This is a genomic window from Acinetobacter sp. I-MWF (assembly GCF_025433935.1).
Classification (GTDB): Bacteria; Pseudomonadota; Gammaproteobacteria; order Pseudomonadales; family Moraxellaceae; genus Acinetobacter; species Acinetobacter guillouiae.
This window is the reverse complement of record NZ_JAMBAR010000002.1, coordinates 1-462: the sequence shown is the minus strand read 5'-3', so window position 1 is coordinate 462 and position 462 is coordinate 1. Positions and strand designations below refer to the sequence as shown.

Sequence of the window (462 nt, the reverse complement as noted above, 5' to 3'; positions counted from 1 at the left end):
GCTATAGGTGATGGGGCTAATGCATCTATTGCAGGTAGTACAGCATTGGGAGCAAATACGACCACATCCGCAGCTGTTAACAGCACAGCTCAAACAATTAATGGTAAATCATACACCGCAACGGGTACAGCGGATACAGGCGTTGTGAGTGTTGGTTCAAGTACAATAAAAAGACAAATACAAAATGTTGCAGCGGGTCGGGTTACAGCGTCTAGTACAGATGCAATTAATGGTAGTCAATTATTTAATACCAATACTGAGTTGACCAAGGTAGCAGCAGATACAGCGACGGCTTTAGGTGGTGGAGCTACAGCAGGTACAGCGGCAGGGGGGATTACTGCACCAAGTTATACGATCACAAAAACAGATGCGTCAACAACAACAGTTAATAATGTTGGTGCTGCATTGAGTACATTAAATGCTGAAGTTGTTAAACCAATTACCTTCACGGGTAACAGTGGC

Annotated in this window: 1 pseudogene; it reads left to right on the top strand. The window is 43.9% G+C overall.

What is annotated here, in order from left to right:
- Positions 1 to 462: pseudogene (locus tag M2R48_RS21065) on the top strand (hypothetical protein); the annotation flags it as partial.